This window comes from Bacillus cereus group sp. N12 (genome assembly GCF_016483575.1).
Classification (GTDB): Bacteria; Bacillota; Bacilli; order Bacillales; family Bacillaceae_G; genus Bacillus_A; species Bacillus_A toyonensis.
The window spans coordinates 1-21,132 of record NZ_JAEHBO010000014.1; the positions used below are offsets into that span (position 1 = coordinate 1).

A 21,132-nucleotide genomic window follows, 5' to 3' on the forward strand; every position below is an offset into this window, starting at 1 on the left:
AACTTTATCTCATTTGAGTATGTATTAAATGTTGTACCTTTTTTGGCCATGAAAAATCCCCTCCAAGTAATAGTGTACCATGTGTATACATGGTCTTTTTCACACTGTCTACCTAAAGGGGATAATATCAATACTACGGTATCAGGGCTTTTTTCTTTTTTATAAAGTTAACTTCAAGTGGCGCAAAATGAAAAGAAACCACAAAACAGCCACTAAAACTCTTCAGCATAAGAGTATCTTAATAATAGGGATGGTAATTTCAATAAACCTTTATTAGAATCGGTTCTTTTTTCAATAAATTGCTAGCGCTAAAAATTTAATAATTTTTTACTGCTTGTACAACGCGACCAATGATTTTTACATCTTCAGCTGAAAGGTCGTAAGTCTGTGGTTCATGGATAGGGTCATTACTCAATGGTATTAAAGTAATGATGCTTCCAGATTTTGAGATTTTTTTCACAGTTGCATCATAACCATTGACTTTTACAACAGCAATTTGCCCATTCTCAACATAAGGAGTTTCTTCTACCAGAACATAAGAACCATCAGGGAATTCGAGATTCATGCTAGTGCCTTTTACAGTAAGATAAAAATACTTTTTACGCTTATTTAAAAATGTACTTAGCATTGGTAAATAACCCTCGATATTTTCTTCGGCGAATATAGGTGTACCGGCTGCGACAGAACCAATGATTGGGATATGGATAATGTTTGATTGGTCGTTTTGAATGGTTTCATAAATAGAAACTTCTTCTTTAACTGTATTATCCCCTTTAGTTGTGAGCACCTCTAAATCATCAGTAGTGATCCCTAATCCCTTACAAACTTTTATTACATTATCAACAGATGCTTTACCGATTCCTCTTGATAACATTGATTGCAGTGTTGTGGGAGGGAGCCCGATTTTTTCTGCGAAAGCTCTTTTGCTATATCCAGCTTCTTTTATTAAGCGTGTTACAATCTTTGCTTTTTCCATAAACTTCACCATCCTTCTTATAAAATGTATACGATATTGAGTATGTTTGTTACTATCATAACTTAGCTGAATTTATAAGTAAATAGTGTTTTGTACGATATTGAGTGTATTCCCCTATTATATCATTGACTTTGTACGGAAATGCGTATATATTAAAGTGGAAATAAACGCAATTTCGTATAAAAATTAAGGAGGTGAGCTAATGTATCCGAATCTGCGTGCAGAGATGGCGAGAAAAGGGATTGTAATTACCCAAATCTCTTCGCATCTGAATCTTCGCTACGCAACAGTGTGCGACAAAATTAATGGTAAATTTCGTTTTTATTATGATGAGGCTCTTGAAATTAAGGAAACCTTTTTTCCTGATCATAATTTAGAATATCTTTTTGAATTTGAAGAAAACAAGCCGAATTGTAGTGTGAAAAGAAACCCTACTTTTTTGGAACATAAAATATTGAATTTTTAACTCAATAACGAAATTATTAAGCAAAGCTTTATTGGAGAGTTAAGGAAATATTTTATATTAAATCACATAATTTGAATGTTGAGGATTGGTTAATGTCCAAGAAAACTGGTAAATAATAACACTTTATGCAAGGGTATGTAAATGTAAGGAAGGTAATTGAAAATTAAAGATGAGGAGGAGATCAGAATGGATCACTTAACCGAAGTATTAGTACATAGTGAACTAGTATTTGAAGTTAATGGTGAGGTAGTAACAGATAGTTTGGTAATTGCGAAAACGTTCGGGAAAGATCATTACTACGTTTTGGAGGATATTCGTAAAAATATTGTATATGCGGGTGCAGAATTTGCGCAAGGAAATTTTTACGAGTCCACTTATATCAATTCACAGGGTGAGCGCATGTCTAAATACAATTTAACTGAAGAAGCTTTCGTATTACTTGCTATGGGGTATAACTCTAGAGAAGCTGTGCAAACGAAAATAAAATGTATTGAAGAGTTCAAACGGATGAGGAGGTATATACAAAGTCAGAACAAAATACCAAAGGATGCTATGGGAGTCCTAAAGTTAACGTTTGCAGCTTTAGAAGGACATACGCAAGAAATACAAGAGATTAAGACTGAAGTGAAGGGGTTACGAGAAAACGCTCCGCTATACGCCATTGAATGTGACGAAATAACAAAGGCTGTAAAAAGGTTAGGTGTTTTGTTATTGGGGGGGTAAAAATTCGAATTCTTATCAGGATAACAGTCTTAGAAAAAAGCTGTATAGCGATATTTATAGTCAATTACATCGAGAGTTTGGTGTGAATAGTTATAAAGCTATTAAACGTAATCATTTGGATAGAGCTATACAAATAATTAATGAAGAATATTCAATTCCAACAGTTTTAAATGAAGAAATTAAAGTTAAAAACTCACAAATAAATATGGCAGAATTTCAATAGGAGGAAGAAACATGCAACGGAAAATTTTAGTGATTACTGGCAATTTAGTAGGTCTACCAACTGTCAGTGAATTTAAAACAAAAGATGCTGCAAAACAGCAGATTAAAAAGCTTATCCAAAAAGGAATAAGTCCAAATGTTATTCGTATAACACAAGAAATTTCTATGAATATCGAAATTCAAGTTGATGTTGAATTTGAGGAATAAGAAAGATTTAGGAGAAAAAATATGGATAGCATGATGGATTTAAATGAGTACATAAAAAAAGAATCCGTTGCAGCGGATTCTATAAAAAAATATCTCTGAATAAGTATAACATTGAATATCGATTTTGAGAATTTATGAGGTGACTAGTATGGGGATTATTCGAGTGAAAAAAGATAGTAATTATTCCGTCATAAATAATACTGGTTTAAAAGATAAAAGGTTGTCATGGAAGGCAAAAGGAATTTTGGCTTATACACTTACACTACCAGATGATTGGACTTTTCATATTAGTGAATTAGCTCAACATGCAAAGGATGGAGAAGATTCACTACGTACAGGTTTTAAAGAACTAAAAGAATTAGGCTATGTAAAGCGTTATCCCGTTCGTGATGAAAATACAAAACAAATTAAAAGATGGGATACGGAAATTTATGAAACACCACAAAAGAGAATTCCACAAGTGGAAAAGCAAGATGTAGGAAAGCCATATGAGGAAAATCCGACACTACTAAATATTAATAAACTAAATACTAAAATACAAAATACTAATCATGATGATAAGGATAAATTAGAATCTCATATATTATTCGGTAGAGAGTTAAAAAAAAATTATAATTTTTTAAAAGAGAGAGGCATTCCGTTAAGTGAAATTGCATTTACGGAGTTAGGCGATTTTTGTGATTTGTTTAGTAGTGAGTTAATTCAGTATGCAACTAATAAAGCTATTGATGAGAATGCACCAAGATGGAACTACGTTAAAGCTATATTGAGTAATTGGAAGGAGCAAAAAGTTAAAACATTTGCTGATGTGACCGCGCTAGATAGACGTTTCAAAATGAGTAAGAATAAGAAATTTAATGAATCAGGTAGAAATTATTCGACTAGAAAAGAGCTTGTCCCAGATTGGTTATATAAAGATGACGAACACACGAATCAAGAAGTGGAAAGAAAACCCGCGCAGTACACTGAGGAAGAGCGTGAGAGATTAAAAGAGGTATTAAATAAATATAAGTCTTAAGAAAAGATAAAATGGTCGACGACTTTGGTGTTTAAAAATGTATTATCTTAATGCTAAGATTGAATGATTATATTCTTCAAAGATGTTTGATGTACATTAAACATCTTTGAAGATATTCGTGAATGTTTGGAGCAAGTATTAACAATTTGTGATTTCTGTTTGATTATTAATGTCTTACAAGGATTGTTCGAAGGGTGTTTTTCATTATCTATTCAGGAGTTAATTACAGTATTGGAATTCTAAAGAGAAAATGAATTTATAAATAGTAGGAAATGGTTGTGTTTATTAAATGAAAGATGTTCTACAAATAACAAAGATTGAAAAAGCCAATAAGGATATAAGTTTTATTAAATTAGTAGTATTTAAATTTACAAAAAGGAAGTAGGTGAATCGTCAGATGTTTGAATGGCTCAAAGATTATAAGAAGTTAGAAGAAGAAATCGCTTATTTAGAATACAACTTAGACAAATCAAAAGCGGAATTAAAGCGCTGGACTAGTGGGGACTTGCAAAATGTACGATTAACCGCTGAGTCGGAAGGGGCTAAGGTAGAAGACCGGATTGAAGCAATTGAATATGAATTAGCTCATAAGATGAATGAAGAATATGATTTAAAGCTTTTGATGAATAAGTTTGCAGGACTGGATCATCAAATACTTAAAATGAAATATGTTGATGGAATGACCTTAGAACAAATAGCGTTTGAATTGCATTATAGTACAGGCTATATTCGACGCAAACACGCTGAAATAAGAAAAATTGTCAAGTTTTTAGATGGATTTTAATGTTACCTTTTTGTAGGGTACATGCGGTGTACAGAAAGTATTGAAAAAGTGATTTATAGTAGTAATATAAGATTTCGACGAAAGAGCAACTATTTTTATGGTTGCTCTTTTTGTTGTGAAAGAAGGTGAGCAACATGAAGTAATTTTATAGATTAATGGGTATTTGGCTGATAACCATATGTAGTGAGGTAGTAGTTTTTTAGACAAAAATAATAGGAAAATAAGGAGATGTTTAGTAATGAGTATATTAGCTGCTTCAGTTAAAACAAAGAATCTGCCACAACAAGTGTTACGTTGGCAATCAATGGTAGAAAGTGAATGTGCTGCACAAGGTGTTTCGGAATTAGTTCCTTACGTACTTGGAATTATTATGGTGGAAAGTGGAGGGAACTCTGAAACAACACCGGATATTATGCAGTCAAGTGAATCACAAGGATGGGCAATGAATACAATCAAGAATCCTAAAGATTCAGTGTATTACGGAGTAAAGCATTTAAAAGGAGCTTTTGATGATGCAAAGAAAAATGGTATTACAGATTTAAGTGCCATTGTTCAATCATATAATTTTGGACGAGCTTATCTTCGCTGGTTAGCTTCTAACAATAAACAACATTCATTACCGGTGGCAGATCTGTATTCTAAGACGGTTGTTGCGCCATCACTTGGAAATACAACTGGTGCTATGGTTAAATATAGTCATCCTATCGCAGTTGCGTACAATGGTGGTTATCGATATAAAAATGGCGGTAATTTTTTCTACGCTGAAATTGTTAAACAATATGTAGATTTTAATGCAGGCGGTGTTCCACAACCAGAAGGAATTGGGTTCGCGAAGTCAATATACTGGGAAGGCTATGGTATTAACTATCATGATAGACCACATGGCAACTATCAGGGAAACTTTACAACAGCAGCAGAAGTATTATACTGGGGTGCGTACTGGGGAGAAGATAATGATGTGTGGTTAGATTTAGGTAGAAGCCGTTGGGTAAAAGCGGAGCATTATTATTGGAGACCTTTCAAAGCAATATCAAAATATCCAGAAGGATATGGAGTAAACTTTTATGATGGAATTAACGGCTCATACAAAGGACGTATTACTTCAAAAGAACCTCTTACAGTATTCTTCCGTAAAGAAGGCTGGATTGATATTGGTGGGAATAGTTGGGCACCTGAGGAACACTTTGATATTGTAGATATTCGATAAAAAAACAACTCTACTAAGAGTTGTTTTTTATACTTAAACTGTAATGTAGGAAAGAAGAATTAGTCATATAAAATAATAGTTTTTCAAGAGTCTTTGGTAATCTTAATAATATTTAACTTATGGTTAAAAGAATAATATTTTGATGGTAGATAACAATGGAGAAATTCTCTGTTTTGTTCGTTTTAAGGTTGGAAAACCTACAATATATCTAAAAATAATAAATATAGACAATATAAAATAGAAAGGAAGATTCATATGGCAACATTTATTTATCCAACAAATACAACGAGAGTAACAAGTGGTTTTAGAGGTGACAGACCAGATCATCATGGGGTAGATCTTGCTGAAGCAGGCTATCATCCGATTTATGCAGCGGCTAGTGGGAAAGTTAGTCGTTCGTATTTTTCATCTAGTTACGGTGAATGTATTATGATTGTTCATAATATTAATGGAGTTACATGGGAAACTGTATACGCTCACATGCGAGGTGGTTCTCGTACAGTTAAAGAAGGCGATTCTGTTACACAAGGACAAACAATTGGGGTTATGGGAGAAACGGGACAGGCTTATGGTCAGCACTTACATTTTGAAATGCATAAAGGCGGCTGGAATATTAATAAGAGTAATGCTGTGAATCCATTAGACTACTTGGGGAAAGGTGGCGCTGTTGGTACACCGCAACCAGAAGGAATTGGGTTCGCAAAGTCAATATACTGGGAAGGTTATGGTATTAACTATCATGATAGACCACATGGCAACTATCAGGGAAACTTTACAACAGCAGCAGAAGTATTATACTGGGGTGCGTACTGGGGAGAAGATAATGATGTGTGGTTAGATTTAGGTAGAAGCCGTTGGGTAAAAGCGGAGCATTATTATTGGAGACCTTTCAAAGCAATATCAAAATATCCAGAAGGATATGGAGTAAACTTTTATGATGGAATTAACGGCTCATACAAAGGACGTATTACTTCAAAAGAACCTCTTACAGTATTCTTCCGTAAAGAAGGCTGGATTGATATTGGTGGGAATAGTTGGGCACCTGAGGAACACTTTGACATTGTAGATATTCGATAAAAAAACAACTCTATTAAGAGTTGTTTTTTTATTCGTAAATTTTGATATAAGAAAGAAGAGGAATAGAAATGAAGAAAATTGCAGATTTATCTCATCACAATGGTTCAATAAATTGGGCGGCAGCTAGTAAAGAGCTTGAACTTGCTATTATACGTGTACAATATGGATCAAGGACAATTGATACACGTTATAAAGAGTATGTACAAGGTTGTAAAGACTATGGTGTCCCATTTGCACACTATGCTTATGGATGTTATGTAAGTGTTCAGGATGCTATTGTAGAAGCGAACGATTTTATGGCGCGCGCTGACAAAGAAGCGAAATTTTTAGTATTAGATGTGGAGGATGATACATTAGCAAGTTGTGGAGCAGTTAACTTAGCGAAAGCTTCACAGGCATTTATTGATACATGCCGTGCAGCTGGCTGGAAAGTAGGTCTATATGTATCACATCACATGTATACAAGCTATGGACTAAATACTGTGAATGCGGATTTCCTTTGGATTCCACGTTATGGAAATAAACCAGCCTATAACTGTGATTTATGGCAGTATACGGAAAGTGGTAGTCTTGCGGGCGTATCTGGTAATGTAGATTTAAATTACTTAAACGGAGAAAAATCTCTTGAATGGTTTACAGGTAAAGGTGGCGTTGTTGGTACACCGCAACCAGAAGGGATTGGGTTCGCAAAGTCAATATACTGGGAAGGTTATGGTATTAACTATCATGATAGACCACATGGCAACTATCAGGGGAACTTTACAACAGCAGCAGAAGTATTGTACTGGAATGCGTACTGGGGAGAAGATAATGATGTGTGGTTAGATTTAGGTAGAAGCCGTTGGGTAAAAGCGGAGCATTATTATTGGAGACCTTTCAAAGCAATATCAAAATACCCAGAAGGATATGGAGTAAACTTTTATGATGGAATTAACGGCTCATACAAAGGACGTATTACTTCAAAAGAACCCCTTACAGTATTCTTCCGTAAAGAAGGCTGGATTGATATTGGTGGGAATCGTTGGACACCTGAGGAACACTTTGACATTGTAGATATTCGATAAAAATTCCAGTAGTAACTGTTTTTGTATTTTATAAAGTTATGACATAAAAGATAGCTTTAGCAAGAATTATAAGACAGAGATAGCTATAAGGGCATATTGGTGTTAAAAGATGATAAAAGATTAGAGTCACTCGAATGAGTAATTATTTAGATTAGAAAAGGAGTGAGAATAATAGAAGAGCAGATCTTAAATTCAATGATTCAACAAGGAGCATTCGCAGCGTTATTTGTGTGGATGCTTATTACTACACAAAAAAAGAATGAACAGCGCGAAGAACAATATCAAAAAGTTATTGAAAAAAACCAACAAGTCATTGAAGAACAAGCAAAAGCGTTTAGTTCGTTGGCGAAGGATTTATCAGATGTTAAACAAAAAATTTTGGGACATGGTGATATGAAATAAAGCATCATGTTAAACTATTTATTCCGCAAGCAAGTTCACCAATGAGAACGTAATTGAAATACATCTCTATACTAAGAAAAAAAGCCCTGATACTACGGTATCAGGGCTTTTTCGTCATTTATCTACAATGAATTACAGTGAATATTGTCGTAATTTATGAGGTGTAATTAAGAAGTCATTTAACAAGAATAATTTATGTTGACTCGTTCTGTATAAAGAACTAAAATGGCATTAATTAGAAATGTTTGTATATTTGAAAAATAAAACATATTACTTTTATTTCTGTTTTTATGGGAATTTCAACTGGAATCTCATTGGTATTAAATGAGGGGGAGAAGTAATGAATAAGGAAATAAATTTGAAAAATCTATTTACCGTTATATGGAAAAGGGTGTGGATACTACTGTTGTTTACGACTCTCACAATGGTAGGAGGAGCGATGTATAGTATGTATATGAAAACACCTTTGTATGCCTCCTCAGCAAGGGTTATTGTTCAAGCTAATGCTGAAACGATGAATACATTGAAAGCGATGGTAAATGAGCCTGTAATATTAGAAAAAGTAGCGGCTGAATTAAATATTAACAGATCTGCAGGTGCATTAAGTGGACAAATAAGTATAGAAAGTGTACAAGGCTCTCAGATTATGAGAATAAATGTAGTGGATATTGATCCTGTACTTGCACATAAAATTGCAAATACGACAGCGGCTGTTTATAAGAAAGAAGTAGCAAATATACTAAATTTTAATAATGTAAGTATATTACCTGAAGACCCAGTTCAAAAACATTCGATGCCTATAAATATAAATCACTTTAAGACGATACTAATTGCGTTCTCTGTAGGTATGGTGCTCAGTATTGGTTTTATTTTTTTATTGGATTCATTTGATGATAGAATCAAATCGGAACGACGAATTGAGCAATTGTTAGATGTCCCTGTTTTGGGTGGGATTGCTAAAATGAATAGGAAAAATACAGAAGACAAATTCAGTGAAAAAAATACAGTGGTACTGGGGGATGGAACGGAGTGGCCTACAAAAATAGACGAAAAACAAATAAAGTTAAAGGAGAAAGTATAATTGCTTATACAGCTCCAAGATCGAAAATTTCGGAGCAGTATCGTTCGCTTCGAACAAACCTTCAATTATCTTCGTCTATTCATAAAAGCAGAACTATAGTTATTACTTCTCCAAGGTATGGTGAAGGAAAATCAACGATTACAGTTAATTTAGCAGTCTCAATAGCACAAAAAGGTGAAAAAGTATTGATAATAGATGCAAATTTACGAACACCCACAATTCAGGAAATGTTTGGAGTAGAAAATACAGTTGGATTAACTGATATATTGAACGGAAAAACAAATTTAGAAGGCGCTGTAAAAAAAACAGAGATGGAACGTCTTGATGTATTAACTAGTGGTCCAGTACCATTCAATCCATCTGAAGTACTTAGTTCAGATGAGATGGATATGTTAATTCAAAAGGCAATGGAACAGTATGACATCATATTATTTGATTCTTCCCCTGTATTAGAAGTAACAGATACGAGTGTATTAGTTGATAAATGTGAAGGAGTACTATTGGTGATCCGATATAATCGTACTGTGAGCGAAGATGCGCTTGAAACGAAAAGAGCACTAAGTTTCACGAAAAGTAGAATATTGGGGGTAATTTTGAATGGGAAAGTATAAAGGGGATTAGAATAATAGATTTAACCTTCGTACATAAAAATGTTCGTTATAAAGAAAGAACAATAGAACTGTGATGTGGTGATGTCTCCTGACCGCTATCAATGGAGGCACTCGATTATGCTGTGGGTTGTGAAAGCAACCTTAGATGCGAGTCATCAAAAGTGTAATGTGAGGGAGGGTTAGATGCCCATATTTTATTAAAGTTTCTAGCTATGTACTTTTAATAAAGAGAATATAGTTAGAAACTTTAACTTTGAAAGAGTTCAGTAAGGAATTGATTAAAGGAGGAAGTTATATGACGTATCGCCGGAGGATATCGTTATTGCTTTTAATGGATTCACTGATTGTATTAAGTGCAGTTTTTTTTAGTTATTTTTTTGTAAATGCTAGCTTTAGTGTTATCACTTTATCATCAGTTATTAGCTCTATCACTCTATTAGTTAGTCATCATTTATTTGCTTTTGTTTATAAATTGTATAAAAAAGCTTTGGAATATGCAAGTATAGGAGAGTTGCTAATTATATGCAAGGTCGTTACATTTTCAATACTTACTACAGCGGTTGTGCAGCAAATCATTATGCAAAAAATGTATTTTCGATTGTTAGTTGTAACTTGGATGATTCATATTTTATTAATTGGTGGTTCCCGCTTTATTTGGAGAATGTACAGAGATATTTATTATGTAAAGAAGGGTGATAAAAAAAGAACGTTAATTGTTGGTGCTGGATCAGCTGGGACGATGGTTGCAAGACAGTTGTTGAAGAATAATACTGCTGAATTAATGCCAGTCGCGTTTATTGATGATAATGTCAAAAAACATAATCTTGATATTTGGGGGATTCCAGTAATAGGTGGCATGGATCAAATTGATTATGTTATTAAAAAACTGAATATTGAGATAATTATTTTAGCAATTCCTTCGTTAAACAAGAAAGAGAGAAATGTTATTTTAAAAGATTGTTTAAAAACAAAAGTAAAAACTCAAATCCTTCCCATGTTAGAAGACTTAGTAACAGGTAAGGTTTCAGTAAATGAATTTAGAGATGTTCAAGTAGAAGATTTATTAGGGCGAGATCCTGTAGAGTTAGATGTGGAAATTATTTCAGATTATATAACTGAAAAAGTCATTTTAGTTACTGGTGCAGGTGGATCGATTGGTTCGGAAATTTGTAGACAAGTTGCGAAATTTAAGCCGAAAAAATTGATTTTATTAGGGCATGGAGAAAACAGTATTTATTCCATAGAAATGGAATTAAATGAAAAATATAACGATATGAGAGGCGTGTTCATTCCAGAAATCGCGGATATACAAGATGAAAAGAAGATGCATTTAATAATGAATAAACATCTTCCAAATGTTGTATATCATGCAGCCGCACATAAACATGTACCATTAATGGAGAACAATCCTGAAGAGGCTGTTAAAAATAATTTGATTGGAACTATGAATATAGCAGAGGCAGCAAGAACGCATGGAGTAGGAACGTTTGTTATGATTTCTTCCGATAAAGCGGTGAACCCGACGAGTGTTATGGGTGCAACAAAGAAATTAGCTGAGATGGTCATTCAGCACAAAGATAAAATAAGTCATACAAAGTTTGTTACAGTACGTTTTGGAAATGTATTAGGTAGCCGCGGGAGCGTCATACCTTTATTTAAGAAACAAATTCAAAATGGTGGACCAATTACAGTTACTCATCCTGATATGGTTCGTTATTTTATGACAATTCCGGAGGCATCAAGACTCGTAGTGCAAGCTGGGGCGTTAGCTAAAGGAGGAGAAATTTTTGTGCTGGATATGGGAGAGCCAGTAAAAATAGTTGATCTTGCTAAAAATCTCATTCGATTATCAGGAAACTCTTTGGATGAAATAGGAATAGAATTTACCGGTATACGCCCAGGAGAGAAGCTTTTTGAAGAATTACTAAAAGAAGATGAAATGAATGAGAAGCAAGTTCACCCGAGAATTTATGTAGGGCAAGAAATGAATGTTCGTATAGAAGAAATAGAAAAGTTAATTTTGGAATATACAGAGTTAGATGAGATGGAATTAAGAAAGCAATTGTTAAATTTAGTGAATCAGCGTAAAACTTTAAAACTATTAATACCAGTATCAGGTTAATAGCAAAAAATTCTTATAAGACGGGTGCGTGGGATGGTGTCTAAAAAAGTTCTGTTTTGTGCAACTGTGGATTATCATTTTAAAGCTTTTCATTTACCGTATTTGAAATGGTTTGCAGACCAAGGATGGGAAGTGCATGTTGCAGCGAATGGGAATATACATCTTCCGTACGTAACTCAAAAATATAATATTCCTCTTCAAAGATCACCGATTAGCGTACAAAACTTTCATGCATATAAAAAACTTACATCAATTATTCATCAAAATAAATATAATATCATTCATTGTCATACGCCTATGGGAGGAGCAATTGCTCGTCTAGCTGCTAGAAAAGTGCGGAGAGAAGGCACAAAGGTTATATATACAGCGCATGGATTTCATTTTTGTAAAGGATCATCATTCATAAATTGGCTTTTATACTATCCAACCGAAAGAATTTTAGCTACTACTACGGATTGTCTTATCACAATTAATCAAGAAGATTACAGTTTAGCAGTAAAGCATCGATTTCAGGCGGGAAGTATTAAACTCGTTCATGGTGTAGGAGTAGATATAGAACGATATATTCCTGTTAATGAAAGTGAAAAGGAGCAATTAAGACATAAAAATGGTTACAATTCTGAAGATTTTTTAATGTTTTATGCAGCTGAATTTAATAAGAACAAAAACCAAAGCTTCTTAATTCAATCATTGGCACAGTTGAAAAATGAAATTCCGCATGCGAAGCTACTACTTGCTGGTGAAGGGCCGTTAATGAAGGAATGCAAAAATATAGCGGCTCAACTAGGCGTGAGTAGTATGGTGCATTTTCTTGGTTATAGAAATGATATAGCTCCTTTGCTGCAGATGTGTGACCTAGCTGTTGCATCGAGTTACCGGGAAGGTTTACCAGTTAATGTTATGGAAGCTATGGCTTGTGGACTTCCAGTTATCGCCACGGACAATCGGGGACATAGGGAGTTAATTATTCATAATAAAAATGGTTGGATTATAGATCGTGATGATATAAAGACGATGTCTGAAAGAATAAATTCTATTTCTAAAAGTATTAAATTACAAGCTCAGTTTGGACGGTGTGGGCGTACTATTATTACAAGTAAATATTCAGTTAATGAAGTATTAAAAGAGAAAAAAGAAATTTATACAACGTATATGGATGAAATGGAGGATTTAAATTGGGCACTCCATTGAGAGTACTACATGTAGTCGTAAATATGAATAGAGGCGGAGCCGAAACTTTAATTATGAATTTGTATCGTAATATAGACCGCTCAAAAGTACAATTTGATTTTTTAACTTGTAAGGAAGGAGTGTTTGATGAAGAAATAGTAAGGTTAGGCGGGAAAATTCATAGAATTCCATATGTTACAGATGTTGGTCATAGGGGCTATATAAAGACGCTAGATAACTTCTTTAGTACCCATACGCAATATAAAATCGTTCATTCACATATGGATAAAATGAGTGGATTTGTACTTCGTTCAGCTAAAAAAGCAAGGGTGCCAGTTAGGATTGCGCACAGTCATAATACTAGTAGTGAGGGTAGTACTGCTGCAAAAATCTATAAATGGTATGCGGGAAAATCAATAGCCATGTGTGCAACACATTTGTTAGCATGTTCAAATGCTGCTGCCAGATGGCTATTTACAGATAAAGCCGATGTAGCAAGAATTTTAAAAAATGGAATTGATTGTGATAAATTTTTGTTCTGTCCAGACATGCGAAAACAAGTAAGAGAAGAATTACAAATTGAGAAAGACGCTCTTGTTATAGGTCATGTTGGAAGATTTGCTCATCAAAAAAATCATGCTTATCTTATAGAATTATTCACGCAGTTAACTCGGTTTAAGCCGGATTCAATTCTTTTATTAGCTGGCGAAGGGCCGCTTCGAGTGGGAATTGAAAATAAAGTAAGGGAATTGAATATGGAGAAGCATATACGGTTTCTTGGGATACGAGACGATATAGAAAGGATACTTCAAGCATTTGATGTATTTGTTTTTCCATCCATACATGAGGGATTGCCACTCACTCTCATAGAGGCGCAAGGAGTTGGTTTGCCTTGTATTATATCGGATGCTATTACGAAAGAAGTGGACTTGGGAATGAATTTAGTTGAACATGTTCCTCTAACAGATAAATTTGCTTGGATAGAAAAAATGAAAAATATAGAAACTAGTAATTTTTCGAGGAAAACACTAGCTCAAGTAGTATTCGCAAAAGGATATGATATAAAACATACGGCTAAATTGACTCAAGATTATTATTCTGTACTTTCGAGGTGAGTAATTTGAAGAATTTAACGATTTTCACCCCTACTTATAATAGAGCGTATTGTCTTGCAAGTTGTTATGAGAGTTTAAAACGTCAAACATGTAAGGATTTTGTATGGTTAATAATAGATGATGGATCTAGTGATAACACAAAAGAATTGGTCGATAGCTGGATTGCTGAAAAATATATCAAAATTAAGTATCATTGGCAACAAAATCAAGGGATGCATGGTGCTCATAATACAGCATATGAAATGATTGATACGGAGTTAAATGTTTGTATTGATTCTGATGATTATATGCCCGATGAAGCGGTAGAAAAAATCCTTTCTTTTTGGAGTAGCTATGGAAATGAAGAAGTTAGCGGGATAATTGGATTGGATTTGTATACAAATGGACAAATAATTGGTTCAAAGTTACCAGAGAACCTTAAACACTCCACGCTTTTTGATCTTTACAACAAACATGGTGTCACAGGTGATAAAAAATTGGTCTATCGCACAGAATTGACTAAGAAATATCCATACCCAATTTTTAAAAATGAAAAATATGTAGGGTTATCATACAAATATTACATGTTAGATCAACAGTATGAGATGTTACTAATGAACGAAGCACTTTGTTATGTGGAATACATGGCTGATGGATCATCAATGAATATGCTAAACCAATATCGTAGAAACCCAAAAGGTTTTGCTTTTTATCGCAAGGAACTTATGAAATTACCATTTACTAATCGACTATTTAAGTATAGGCAAGCTATACATTATGTATCTAGTAGTTTCATATCGAGAAATAGAAGGTTTATACAAGAATCGCCATGTAAAGGACTGACACTTTGCGCACTACCATTTGGGGCTATCCTTTATAGTTACATTACAATGAAAACAAAAATGAAAGTAAACATGTAGAGACTTATGTAGTAATTAAATGAGAGGACAGAATAATGACCATACTTTGGATGAATCTTGCTATAGTATTCATGCTCGCATTTTTTGCAAGGTATTTTGCTATACCAGTGACTAATAGTCTTACATTGATAAAGCCCAATAGGCTGTTGATTATAATGGCGGCTTTATCTCTTGTGTTGGTGGCAGGGCTTCGAAATAATATTGGGGATACTTATTTTTATATGCATGCATATAAAATAACGGAGTTTAATTGGGAATATGTTCAAACTAATAAAGACATGGGCTTTAATATTTTTCAAATGGTTTTGAAAAAATATACGGATAATCCTCAAGTAATGGTTTTTACTACAGCATTGATAACAAATGTACTCATTGTAGCAACACTATATAAATATTCAAGACTAATTGAATTGAGTTTATATGTTTATATTACGTCGGGTATGTATTTAACATCAATGAATGGGATTAGGCAATATTTAGCCGCTGCAATTATTTTTGCTGCTACAAAATATATTTCTGAAGGAAAATGGAAAAAATATACAGTTATTGTATTATGTGCATCAACATTTCATGCAAGTGCATTAGTTTTAATGCCAATATACTTTTTTGTAAGAAAAAAAGCCTGGTCAGGAACGACATATTTGCTCCTTTTTTTAGCGGTATGTGTAGTAATAGGTTTTAATCAGTTTTCGGAAATTTTATTTTCGGCTATTGGAAATACTCAATATGGTCAATATAAGGAATTTCATGAAGGTGGTGCCAATATACTTAGGGTTGCTGTGAATATAGTGCCAATTATACTGGCTTACCTTGGGAAAGATAAAATGAGGGCGTTATTCCCTGAAAGTGATTATATTGTAAATATGTCTATATTAGGTCTTGTTTTTATGATTATTTCAACACAGAATTGGATATTTGCTAGATTCTCCATATATTTTGGATTGTATCAGTTAATATTAATTTCTTGGGTTGTGAAGTCATTTACAGATAAAGATCAAAAGTTGATTTATTATGCAGTTCTAGTGTGCTATTTTATTTATTTTGTATATGAACATGTAATTACTTTGGGAATTATTTATAAGAGTAATTTACTTTGATAATAAAGTGCAAAATGCTAGGAGAGGATTGTTGAATGGGGATAGATTCTAAGCCTGAACCTATAAATAAAAAGAAGGTTTTACACATTGTCAGCGCTCTGAATCGTGGGGGAGCTGAAACATTATTAATGAATATATATAGGAAAATAGATAGAAAGCAGCTTCAGTTTGATTTTGTATCCCATCGAAATGAGAAAAATGATTACGAAGATGAAATAATGGCCTTAGGTGGGAGAATATATAAGGTACCTAGTTTAGGACAAATAGGACCTTTTGCCTATGTTAAAGAACTTGTGAAAATTATGTCGGATAATCAATATGAAGTTGTACATGCACATACGGATTATCAAGGTGGTTTCGTTGCTGTAGCGGCAAAAATAGCTGGTGTAAAAAAGAGGATTTGTCATTCCCATAGTAATAATTGGCCACAAGACTCTGGAATAAAAGCAAGAGTTATCCTAAAGGTTTTGCAATCTATTATTAAATATGCTGGAACTAATTATTGTGCGTGTAGCGTTGAAGCAGCACGTTTTTTATTTGGTGAAAGGATGCTTCAAAGTCAGAGGATAGAACTGATTAAAAACGGTATAGATATTAATCAATTTACTGATATAGATGCTGAAAGTAGTGTCAGCGTAAGAAGGGAACTTAATATACCGAATACAGCAAAATTAATAGGACATATAGGAAGTTTTTCGGAGTCAAAGAATCATGTTTTTATCCTAAAAGTTTTAAAGCAAATTTTAAAAAGAGATTCAAATTTTGTTGCTATTCTAGTAGGAGATGGTCCATTAAGGATTTCTATTGAATTAAAAGCAAAGCAATTAGGGATTTTTGAAAACATTAGATTTTTGGGCGTTAGGAAGGATATTCCACGACTCATGAAGAGCTTTGATGTTTTTATTTTTCCTTCTTTGTTTGAGGGGTTTGGTATTGTAACTTTAGAAGCGCAATCTGCAGGTGTACCATGTGTTGTAGCAGATACACTACCTAATAATACTGATATGGGGTTAGGGATAATGTCATTTGTTGACTTAGATGAAGAAATTGAAATATGGTGTAAAGAAATTTATAAAGCCTTGTTAAAAGAAAGACCAGACAGGGAATTCATAATTAACAATATATCGAAATTAGGCTTTGATATTAACGATAACATTTACGAGTGGCTATCGTTATATGGAATTGTGTGCAAGGAAGAAGTAGGGTAATCTAATTTGTTTTCATTTTATATGTCTGATGTATAAGGAAAATTGGTAAGCGTAACAGCAAAATACTAATATAAAATGAAGAAGAGAAATCAATAATAGATTTTGTGAGGTATCCTATTATGAAAAAGAAAAGAATATTAATTACATCTTTTGATATGGAAATTGGTGGAGTAGAAAGAAGTTTGATTGGTTTATTAAATACAATTGATTACAGTAAGTATGATATAGATTTAATGTTATTTAAACATGAAGGAGGATTTTTCTCTTTACTACCCAAAGAGCCGAATTTATTAGAAGAATTGCAACAATATACTACTTTTAGAAAATCAATTAAACAGATATTACAAGAAGGGCATTTCTCAATTGGAATTACTAGGGTGATAGGAAAAGTCATGGGTGTTATGCATGGAAGGTTTGTAAATAGTAAAGAACCTGGATACTTTGTCATTCAATATGGATGGAGAATATCTCTTCCATTTCTTCCAAAATTGAGAGAAGAGTACGATGTTGCGATAAGTTTTTTATGGCCGCATTATTTTATAGGAGATAAAGTTCGAGCGAAAAGAAAAATTGGGTGGATTCATACTGATTATTCGAACATACAACTTAACAAAGAAATGGAATGTAAAATGTGGGGGGAAATAGATGATATCGTGGCGGTTTCTGAAAGTTGTAGAGAGACATTCCTGAATAGTCTACCTTATATTAATAAAGAGGTACAAGTGATAGAAAACATAATAGATTCTGAATTTGTTTGTGAACAATCCAATGAAGGAGATATTACTCAGGAAATATCAATAAATAGCAAGCGAATCAAGTTAATTACTGTTGCTAGACTTTCGCATGCTAAAGGAATTGATGACGCTATATATGCGCTTAGACAGTTATTAGATCAAGGGTATGATATCGAGTGGTACATAGTTGGATATGGGCCGCAAGAAGCGGAACTTAAATTGTTGATAGATAAGCTAGGACTTCAAGATAAATTTGTTTTACTAGGTAAGAAGATTAATCCGTACCCGTACATAAAAGCATGTGATATTTATGTACAACCTTCTAGGTACGAAGGGAAGGCAGTAACAGTTCGGGAAGCGCAAATTCTTAAGAAACCAGTATTAATAACTAATTTTTCAACTGCCAAAAGTCAGTTGGAGAACGGAGTAGATGGATATATTTGTCCAATGGGTATAAAGGGAATTGTCGAAGGAATAAAAAAAATGATTGATGATGTTGAATTCAGAAATGAAATTGTTAATAATGTAAGCCAAAAAAAATATGGTAATGAAATAGAAGTGGAAAAGATATATAGGTTAATTGAATTAGAATAGATTAAGCTATAAAACTAAAAAATCTTTTACTATTTATAAAAGATACTTGGGGGAATTATTTTTATGGATAATGTTTTAGTATTAGATACATCAGTAGGTTCTCTTAACAAGGGTGACGATATAATAATGAAGTGTGTAAAGCATCATCTTTCTGATATAACTAAAAATGCATATGTTTTAACATTACCTACTCATGTTTCACCTTTTCATTGGTACCAAGTAGCGAGAAAATCAAATAGGGTAAAGATTTATAGTGATGCGAAATATAAGTTTGTAGGTGGTTCGAATTTGCTAGCGATGGATATGTTTACTCATTTTCCGCAGTGGAATATAAATATATTTAATTATGGTCCTTTAAAGGGGAGTATTCTGGTTGGAGTGGGTGCAGGCAAAGGGAATAAAATAAATCCCTATACAAAAATGTTATATAGAAAAGTTTTATCACATGAATATATACATAGCGTTAGAGATGAAAGAACAAAAAAATTTTTAGAAGAAATGGGGTTTAAAGCTCTAAATACTGGTTGTGCAACTTTGTGGTCTTTTACGCCTGATTTTTGTAGGGGAATTCCGAGTGGAAAATCGGAATCGGTTGTTTTTACATTAACTCATCATTCTAAAGATCGTGAAAAAGATCAATTACTGATAGATATACTTAACAAAAGTTATGAAAATGTCTACTTTTGGATACAAGATGCTGATGATTTTGAATATTTAAAATCTTTAGAGGGTATACAAGGTATAAAAATTATATCTCCTACTATAGAGGCATATGAAAAAATCCTAAATACAGCCGTTGATTATATTGGAACGCGTTTACATGGCGGTATATTTGCTATGCGTCATAAAAAACGTGCAATAATTATCTCTATAGATGAAAGAGCTAAGGGGATGGGGGAAACGTATAATTTAAATCTGATTGATAGAGAAGATTTAAATAATCTCGAAAAAATGATAAATGCAGAGTTTATCACGGATGTTCAAGTGAATTTTGATGTAGTAAATCAATGGTTAAAACAGTTCTCTAATTAACAAATGTATTGTGATAAAAATGGCGATTTATTAGGAGGCTCAAATGAATAGTATAATTCTCGATAAAATTGTCGTAAGAAATAATAGAGTGGATTATTATTTTAGTATTAAGGGGGATTTACAAAAGTATTTTAAGACAAGTAATCATATGTTTCTTGAATATAACTATGATGTATCTGATACCCCTTTAAGTATTTTGGCTATTCCGTTTGTTGCGAATGTAGTTCCTCTTGTATGGATTACTAATTCAACAATAGTAATAAATGAATTAGATAAATCTTTTTATATTTGTTTAAATAATATAAAAAATGCATATCAAAACATGTTTCCTGGTGTGAAATTTAAAGGATCCATGGTTGTAGGAGAAATTATTGATAATGTTTATATTCCGGAACTTGAAGCGGCATCTTTATTTAGTGGTGGATTGGATGCACTTACTACATTTATAAGAATAAAAGATAAACACCCCTTGCTAGTTACTGAATATGGATGGCATGAAAATGAAATAGAGGGTAGTAAAGTATGGGAGGCAGATAAAGAAAATGCCGTAAATTTTGTAAAGGATAATGGACTAGAAAATATTTTTATACAATCTAACTATGGGACATTTATAATTGCAGGGAACATTGACCATGATTTTAGAGAAAAGTTAAACGATACATGGTGGCATGGATTGCATCATGGTCTAGCAATAATATCTGCAGCTATTCCAATAGCTTTTAAACTTAAGATAAAATGTATATATATTGCAAGTTCTAATTCCCCATTATATCAAGTTACTTGTGCATCTGATCCAACTGTGGATAATGAAATAAAATTTGCATCTGGAACAGTCTTTCATGATGGATACGAACTTACTAGGCAAGAAAAGATTAAAGTTGTTGTGGACCATTATTCAGCTAGTAAAGAACCTGTTAATATCAGGGTATGTTTTAAAAATGAAGAAAATTGTTGTAAATGTGAAAAATGTTTAAGAACAATTATGGGAATTATTGCTGAAGGGAGAGACCCTCGTGAATATGGTTTTAATATTCCAAGTAATCTTTATCAGTACGTTAAAACTTCTTTAAATAATGAGGTGAAGTTTTTTACTAATACATTCATTGAAATGTATTGGAATTTAATCCAAGTGCGAATGAAACAAAATTGTGATTGTATTACAGATAAAAATTTACTAAATTGGTTTCTAGATTATGATTTCAAGGCGCAACGAAGAAAAGCGTTATTAAAATACAGGATAACAAAGTTTTTCCCGATTTTAAAGAGGAAGATTAGTGCCAAATTTAGTAGAGTGGGTACGCAAAACAATTAAAATATAGAAGG

20 protein-coding genes and 1 pseudogene are annotated in these 21,132 nt (G+C 33.1%); 20 read left to right on the forward strand and 1 reads right to left on the reverse strand.

Going from position 1 to position 21,132, the window contains the following annotated elements; translation table 11 throughout:
* Positions 1–316: 316 nt before the first annotated feature.
* Complete coding sequence (locus tag JDS92_RS09875) at positions 317–976, reverse strand: LexA family protein (protein ID WP_000409433.1); 660 nt, start codon at positions 974–976, stop codon at positions 317–319.
* Between the two features lie 202 nt (positions 977–1,178).
* Here JDS92_RS09875 and JDS92_RS09880 point away from each other — a divergent pair, with 202 nt between their 5' ends.
* The 20 genes and pseudogenes from JDS92_RS09880 (at position 1,179) to JDS92_RS09975 (ending at position 21,121) form a co-directional block, all read left to right on the forward strand.
* Positions 1,179–1,442 (forward strand): helix-turn-helix domain-containing protein, encoded by a 264-nt coding sequence (locus JDS92_RS09880; protein ID WP_000283429.1) that lies wholly within the window; start codon positions 1,179–1,181, stop codon positions 1,440–1,442.
* A gap of 186 nt (positions 1,443–1,628) precedes the next feature.
* Positions 1,629–2,388: pseudogene (locus tag JDS92_RS09885) on the forward strand (ORF6C domain-containing protein).
* An 11-nt stretch (positions 2,389–2,399) separates the two neighbouring features.
* Entirely contained in the window at positions 2,400–2,594 is a 195-nt protein-coding gene (locus JDS92_RS09890; RefSeq protein WP_001189063.1) for a hypothetical protein, read from the forward strand.
* Positions 2,595–2,742: 148 nt separating this feature from the next.
* Complete coding sequence (locus JDS92_RS09895) at positions 2,743–3,612, forward strand: DnaD domain protein (RefSeq protein WP_097959923.1); 870 nt, start codon at positions 2,743–2,745, stop codon at positions 3,610–3,612.
* A gap of 397 nt (positions 3,613–4,009) precedes the next feature.
* Entirely contained in the window at positions 4,010–4,396 is a 387-nt protein-coding gene (locus JDS92_RS09900) for a phage protein (protein WP_048527510.1), read from the forward strand.
* A gap of 238 nt (positions 4,397–4,634) precedes the next feature.
* Positions 4,635–5,603: a lysozyme family protein gene (locus JDS92_RS09905; RefSeq protein ID WP_000025073.1), complete on the forward strand. Its 969-nt coding sequence runs from the start codon at positions 4,635–4,637 to the stop codon at positions 5,601–5,603.
* Positions 5,604–5,858: 255 nt separating this feature from the next.
* Positions 5,859–6,680 (forward strand): M23 family metallopeptidase, encoded by an 822-nt coding sequence (locus JDS92_RS09910; protein ID WP_199631888.1) that lies wholly within the window; start codon positions 5,859–5,861, stop codon positions 6,678–6,680.
* Positions 6,681–6,748: 68 nt separating this feature from the next.
* Positions 6,749–7,744 (forward strand): GH25 family lysozyme, encoded by a 996-nt coding sequence (locus JDS92_RS09915; protein ID WP_097953740.1) that lies wholly within the window; start codon positions 6,749–6,751, stop codon positions 7,742–7,744.
* Between the two features lie 171 nt (positions 7,745–7,915).
* Positions 7,916–8,146, forward strand: a complete 231-nt coding sequence (locus tag JDS92_RS09920) for a BhlA/UviB family holin-like peptide (protein WP_073990767.1) — start codon at positions 7,916–7,918, stop codon at positions 8,144–8,146.
* A 340-nt stretch (positions 8,147–8,486) separates the two neighbouring features.
* On the forward strand, positions 8,487–9,227 hold the full coding sequence (locus JDS92_RS09925; RefSeq protein WP_199631889.1) for a YveK family protein: 741 nt from the start codon (positions 8,487–8,489) through the stop codon (positions 9,225–9,227).
* Complete coding sequence (locus JDS92_RS09930) at positions 9,176–9,838, forward strand: CpsD/CapB family tyrosine-protein kinase (protein ID WP_085450474.1); 663 nt, start codon at positions 9,176–9,178, stop codon at positions 9,836–9,838. Before JDS92_RS09925 ends, JDS92_RS09930 begins: the two co-directional genes overlap by 52 nt.
* Positions 9,839–10,133: 295 nt before the next feature.
* Positions 10,134–11,960 carry a polysaccharide biosynthesis protein gene (locus JDS92_RS09935; RefSeq protein WP_199631890.1) on the forward strand — a complete coding sequence of 609 codons (1,827 nt, stop codon included), beginning with the start codon at positions 10,134–10,136 and terminating at the stop codon, positions 11,958–11,960.
* A 33-nt stretch (positions 11,961–11,993) separates the two neighbouring features.
* On the forward strand, positions 11,994–13,151 hold the full coding sequence (locus JDS92_RS09940; RefSeq protein ID WP_098821731.1) for a glycosyltransferase family 4 protein: 1,158 nt from the start codon (positions 11,994–11,996) through the stop codon (positions 13,149–13,151).
* Positions 13,136–14,245: a glycosyltransferase family 1 protein gene (locus tag JDS92_RS09945; RefSeq protein ID WP_199631891.1), complete on the forward strand. Its 1,110-nt coding sequence runs from the start codon at positions 13,136–13,138 to the stop codon at positions 14,243–14,245. The genes JDS92_RS09940 and JDS92_RS09945 overlap by 16 nt, the downstream gene beginning before the upstream one ends.
* Before the next feature lie 5 nt (positions 14,246–14,250).
* Positions 14,251–15,144 carry a glycosyltransferase family 2 protein gene (locus JDS92_RS09950; RefSeq protein WP_098821729.1) on the forward strand — a complete coding sequence of 298 codons (894 nt, stop codon included), beginning with the start codon at positions 14,251–14,253 and terminating at the stop codon, positions 15,142–15,144.
* 35 nt (positions 15,145–15,179) lie between these two features.
* The gene (locus tag JDS92_RS09955; RefSeq protein ID WP_000154275.1) at positions 15,180–16,241 is read left to right on the forward strand and encodes an EpsG family protein; all 1,062 of its coding nucleotides are present in this window, start codon (positions 15,180–15,182) and stop codon (positions 16,239–16,241) included.
* A 35-nt stretch (positions 16,242–16,276) separates the two neighbouring features.
* Positions 16,277–17,449 carry a glycosyltransferase family 1 protein gene (locus JDS92_RS09960; RefSeq protein ID WP_199631892.1) on the forward strand — a complete coding sequence of 391 codons (1,173 nt, stop codon included), beginning with the start codon at positions 16,277–16,279 and terminating at the stop codon, positions 17,447–17,449.
* A gap of 119 nt (positions 17,450–17,568) precedes the next feature.
* A complete protein-coding gene (locus JDS92_RS09965) occupies positions 17,569–18,777 on the forward strand; it encodes a glycosyltransferase (protein WP_097958479.1) in 1,209 nt (402 codons plus the stop codon).
* A gap of 63 nt (positions 18,778–18,840) precedes the next feature.
* Complete coding sequence (locus JDS92_RS09970; RefSeq protein ID WP_000370972.1) at positions 18,841–19,809, forward strand: polysaccharide pyruvyl transferase family protein; 969 nt, start codon at positions 18,841–18,843, stop codon at positions 19,807–19,809.
* A 43-nt stretch (positions 19,810–19,852) separates the two neighbouring features.
* The gene (locus JDS92_RS09975) at positions 19,853–21,121 is read left to right on the forward strand and encodes a peptidase (RefSeq protein WP_098821728.1); all 1,269 of its coding nucleotides are present in this window, start codon (positions 19,853–19,855) and stop codon (positions 21,119–21,121) included.
* The last annotated feature ends 11 nt before the right edge of the window (positions 21,122–21,132 follow it).